This is a genomic window from Candidatus Pelagibacter sp. HIMB123, from assembly GCF_052048195.1.
In the GTDB taxonomy this organism is placed as follows: Bacteria; Pseudomonadota; Alphaproteobacteria; order Pelagibacterales; family Pelagibacteraceae; genus Pelagibacter.
The window spans coordinates 1-4,830 of the sequence record NZ_JBNAIL010000037.1 but is presented as its reverse complement, the minus strand read 5'-3'; the positions used below and the strand labels follow the sequence as shown (position 1 = coordinate 4,830).

Genomic DNA, 4,830 nt, shown 5'->3' with positions numbered 1-4,830 from the left:
CTTTAACAAATCTGATTTAACAAGACAAGATGCAGATAAAATAGTATCTGATACACTAAATAATTGTGATGATGGTGAGCTTTATTTAGAGGAATCGAAATCAGAGTCAATTTTGTTAGATGACAATAAAATAAAAAGCTCAAACTATAGTTCTGATTTAGGATTTGGCTTCAGGGCTATCTCAAATGAGGTTGTTGCTTATTCATATTCTAACGAAATATCAAAAGATTCATTAAAAAATTCCTCAGAAAATCTTAAATCAACTCTTAAATCAATTAAAGGGACATATAATCATGAAATTACAAAATCTAAAAAAAAATTTTATGAAGATATTAATCCAATTGAACAAAAATCTTTAGACTCGAAATTAGAAGTTTTAAATAAAGTAAATGATTTTTTAAGAAAAAAAGATGGGTCAGTAAAACAAGTGACTGCTAGTTTTGCTGGTGAGCAAAAATCAATTGAAATTATTCGATCAGGTGGAGAAGCACTCACCGATGTACGTCCATTAATTAGATTTAATGTCTCTGTAATGTTGGAAAAAAATGGAAGAAAAGAAACGGGAGTATATGGAATAGGTGGCAGACAATCTTATGACGATTATTTAAAAAATGATAATTGGAAAAATGTTTGTGAAGAGGCTTTTAGAATCGCATCAGTAAATTTAGAAAGCAAACCAGCACCTGCTGGTGAGATGAAAGTAGTCTTGGGACCTGGTTGGCCTGCTATATTAATTCATGAAGCAATTGGTCATGGTCTAGAAGGAGATTTTAATAGAAAAAAAACATCAGCATTTCATGATCTTATTGGAGAAAAAGTTGCAAGCGAGGGAGTAACAATTGTTGATGATGGTACGATAGATAATAGAAGAGGCAGTTTAACTATTGATGATGAGGGAACGCCAACTGAGCGAACAGTTTTAATTGAAAATGGTATTCTCAAAAATTTTATGCAAGACAGACACAATGCAAGATTAATGAATACAAGATCTACCGGATCTGGAAGAAGAGAAAATTATAGACATATTGTTTTGCCAAGAATGAGAAACACAATGATGTTAAGTGGCAATCAAACTCAAGATGAAATGATCAAATCTGTTGATAAAGGAATTTTTGCAGTAAGTTTTGGAGGTGGCCAGGTAGATATTACTTCTGGAAAATTTGTATTTAATTGTACTGAAGCTTACGAAATAAATAATGGTAAAATTGGATCTCCAATTAAAGGTGCAACACTTATTGGCGACGGACCATCAATACTCAAAGAAGTGTCGATGGTAGGAAATGATATGATGTTAGACCCAGGCATAGGAACTTGTGGAAAAGCAGGACAAGGAGTTCCTGTGGGAGTCGCCCAACCTTCAATTTTGATCGATAAAATGACAGTTGGTGGAACAAAACTTTAAAGCATTATGGTTAAGGATCAAGAATTTCTAAAATCTAAAGCTTCATATTGTTTAGATTTGGCACAAAAAATGGGAGCAACTAATGCAAGTGTTACAGTTGGTCACTCAATTTCAGAAACAGTTAATTTTAGAAATAAGTCCCTAGAAGCCTCAGATAGATCAGATGGATTGGCATTAAGTATAGAAACTTATTTAGGTAAAAGAGAAAGAGGTGTTCTATATTCTGTTAACTCATGGGATGGTAAATTTTATAATCACACAAATAAAAATGCTGAAGACTTTAAAATTGATATTTGTGACAATTTAGAAAATCAAAATTGGAAAACATATATTCCAGCAAAAGATGAAGTTTTAATTGGTGGATTAACATTTCTTAAAAATTGGATTATTCGTGGTGAGACATCAGATGCACTAGATAAATTATTTGTCAAAAATATTTCTACAAATATAGAAGAAGAATTAATTTTTTCTGATGAAACTGTTTATGTTCCAGGAGTAAGCTTAACTCAAAAAGATAGAAATACTGATGAAGTTCATTTAGGATACTCATCACCTAAAACTCCTTCTAGAGTATTTAAATATAATTTAGCAACAAAATCTAAAGAACTTGTTAAAGAACAAGAGATCCCATCTGGTCATAATAAAGATGACTATATTGTTGAGAGAGTTGAGTTTAAATCTCATGACGGAAGAATGGTTCCATTAACAATTACTAGACACAAAAAAACAAAAATTGATGGGTCTGCAAATGTTTTATTGTATGGATATGGGTCTTATGGAAATTCTATGTCCCCAAGTTTTTCTTCCACAAGATTAAGTCTTATCAATAGAGATATAATTTGGGCCACAGCTCACATTAGAGGTGGTATGGAAAAAGGTATGAAGTGGTGGAAAGAGGGAAAATTAACAAACAAAAAAAATACCTTTGAAGATTATATTTATGCTGCAAAATATTTAATTGAAAAAAATTATACCTCAAAAGGAAAAATTATTGGCATGGGTGGATCTGCTGGAGGATTATTAATGGGAGCTGTTGTTAATCAATCTCCTGAATTATTTCTAGGAATTATCATGGCTGTTCCTTTTGTGGATTCTTTAACAACAAATCTTGATCATTCTTTACCGTTAACTGTGGGAGAATTTGACGAATTTGGAAATGCAAAAGAGAATAAAGAACATTTTGATTATATTTTTTCATATGCGCCTTACAACAATATTAAAAAGATGGATTATCCACATATTTTTATTACAACAAGTTTAAGTGATAATAGGGTTCTATTTGATGAACCTGCAAAGTTCACGGCAAAACTTAGAGACTATAAAACAGATAATAATTTACTTCTTTTAAAAACCGAAATGAATGCTGGTCATGGTGGAAAATCTGGAAGAGATGGGGCAATAGAAGAAATTGCTATTGACTATGCATTTGCATTAAAAATTTCAAATAAAATTTAGTGCACTTTAAATCTTGAAAAAAAAAAATTAATTCCCATATAAACCTAGTAAGTCGCCTAATGGGGCTTGCATAAATAAACTTGCTTAAAAAAGGAGGATATTATGACAAGTAAGGATCTATCTATATTTAACTCACTTAGACCTTTTTCAATTGGTTTTGATGATATGTTCGACCAGTTTGAAAATATGTTGGGAAATGGGAATTTGACAATGCAGTCAAATTATCCACCATACAACATCCGAAAGACAGGCAAAGACAACTATGCAATTGAAGTAGCATTGGCTGGCTTTAGCAAAAAAGACGTTGAGGTTGAGTTCGAGGACAATTTATTAACAGTTAGAACAAAACAAGTTAATAAATCTGAGAACAGTGATGTTAATGGAGAAATTATTCATAAAGGTATTTCTCAAAGACAATTCGCAAGATCATTCACTGTAGCTGATGATGTAAAAGTTAATGGTGCTGAGCTTAAAGATGGTCTTTTAACAATATCTTGTGAAAGAATAATTCCAGAACATAAAAAAAAGAAGCTTATTGAAATTAAATAAGTCTTAAACCTTGCTTGTGGGGATTTCTCCCCACAAGTTTAAATTAATTATTTCTTTGCCATTATAGCATTTAAAACAAATGCTAATAATCCAGCAGGTATAAGTCCAGTTGTTAACAGTAGTTTTAAACTTATTCCAAAATCTGGAATATTTTTCACAAAGTCTGGTAATAATGACATTCCAATTCCAAAAGACAAAGAAAGAGCTAAGATTAATAAATTTCTTTGATCCATTTCTGCCCTTGAAATCAATTTAATACCAGCAGCTACAATCATACCAAACATAATGATTGCTGCTCCACCAATCACCGACTCTGGCATTGCTGCAATTATTCCACCTAATTTTGGAAATAATCCCATTAGAACTAATACTATTCCAGCAATAGTTCCAACGTGCCTACTTACCACTCCTGTAAACGCAACTAGTCCAGCATTTTGTGAATAGGATGTATTTGGCATCGCATTAAATATTGCACCAAATGCAGTACCAACACCATCTGCCATAATTCCACCTGATATTTCTTTATCCGTTGCTTCTCGTTTAGCACCACCCATTGTAGTAGCACTTATGTCCCCAATTGTTTCAATCGTTGTAACAATTGACATAAACAACATTAGAATTATTGCACCAGGCACAAAATCAATTCCATATTGAAGTGGCATTGGAAATGCAAACCATGATGCAGATGCAATTTTACCATAGTTAACCATTCCTAGTGCTGCTGCAACTATGAAGCCAGCTACTATTCCAATCAAAATTGAAGCTGCAGAAGCCATTCCTTTACCTCTAAGATTGAAAAAGATAGCAACTATGAACACTGAAGCGGCAACCGTTAAATGATTTGCATTTGCAAAGATTTCAGGTTTATTATTCATTAACCATCCACCTCCACCTGCATACATAAAACCGACTTTAAGCAAACTAAATCCAATCATTAGCACAACTATACCTGTGACTAATGGTGGGAATAGATGTCTTATTGGTTTTAAAACTTTTCCAATGAAAATTTGAAAAATTCCTCCAATGAACGCTGCTGTAAATACTGCTCCTAATCCTGCTGCTTTAAATGGTAGCATGATTGGTATAAATGCAAAACTGGTTCCTTGAACAATAGGAAGTCTTGCACCAATTTCTTTGTATCCAACTGTTTGGATAATTGTTGCAACTCCCGCAACAAACAAAGCCATTTGAATCAAAAATATTTTTTGTTCCGGCGTTTGACCAAAAACTCCAGCCACAATAATAGGAACAGTTATATTACCAGCAAACATTGCTAGTACGTGCTGAATTCCTAAAGGTATGGATTTATTTAATGGAAGTTTCTTGTCTGGACTGTTTGTAGAGCCCACTTTTGTTTTTCTTGAAGCCATATAACCTCCGTCGTTAACTAATTAGACGTTACATTACTGACTATGAATTAATAT

Annotated in this window: 4 protein-coding genes; 3 read left to right on the top strand and 1 reads right to left on the bottom strand. The window is 32.7% G+C overall.

Translation table 11 applies throughout. The features are described from left to right. The 3 genes from ACTTBL_RS06740 to ACTTBL_RS06730 form a co-directional block, all read left to right on the top strand. Positions 1–1,402 (top strand): TldD/PmbA family protein (locus tag ACTTBL_RS06740; protein ID WP_440644149.1); only part of this gene is annotated, 1,402 nt, incomplete at its 5' end. A 6-nt stretch (positions 1,403–1,408) separates the two neighbouring features. Then, the gene (locus ACTTBL_RS06735) at positions 1,409–2,857 is read left to right on the top strand and encodes a prolyl oligopeptidase family serine peptidase (RefSeq protein WP_440644148.1); all 1,449 of its coding nucleotides are present in this window, start codon (positions 1,409–1,411) and stop codon (positions 2,855–2,857) included. Positions 2,858–2,959: 102 nt separating this feature from the next. Continuing rightward, positions 2,960–3,406 (top strand): Hsp20 family protein, encoded by a 447-nt coding sequence (locus ACTTBL_RS06730; RefSeq protein ID WP_440643690.1) that lies wholly within the window; start codon positions 2,960–2,962, stop codon positions 3,404–3,406. Between the two features lie 47 nt (positions 3,407–3,453). Here ACTTBL_RS06730 and ACTTBL_RS06725 read toward each other — a convergent pair whose 3' ends face one another. Next, positions 3,454–4,776: a uracil-xanthine permease family protein gene (locus tag ACTTBL_RS06725; protein WP_075536546.1), complete on the bottom strand. Its 1,323-nt coding sequence runs from the start codon at positions 4,774–4,776 to the stop codon at positions 3,454–3,456. Positions 4,777–4,830 lie beyond the last annotated feature (54 nt).

Coding starts and splice junctions, on each gene's coding strand:
- ACTTBL_RS06735 (WP_440644148.1), top strand. CDS start 1,409: ATGGTTAAGGATCAAGAATTTCTAAAATCTAAAGCTTCATATTGTTTA.
- ACTTBL_RS06730 (WP_440643690.1), top strand. CDS start 2,960: ATGACAAGTAAGGATCTATCTATATTTAACTCACTTAGACCTTTTTCA.
- ACTTBL_RS06725 (WP_075536546.1), bottom strand. CDS start 4,776: ATGGCTTCAAGAAAAACAAAAGTGGGCTCTACAAACAGTCCAGACAAG.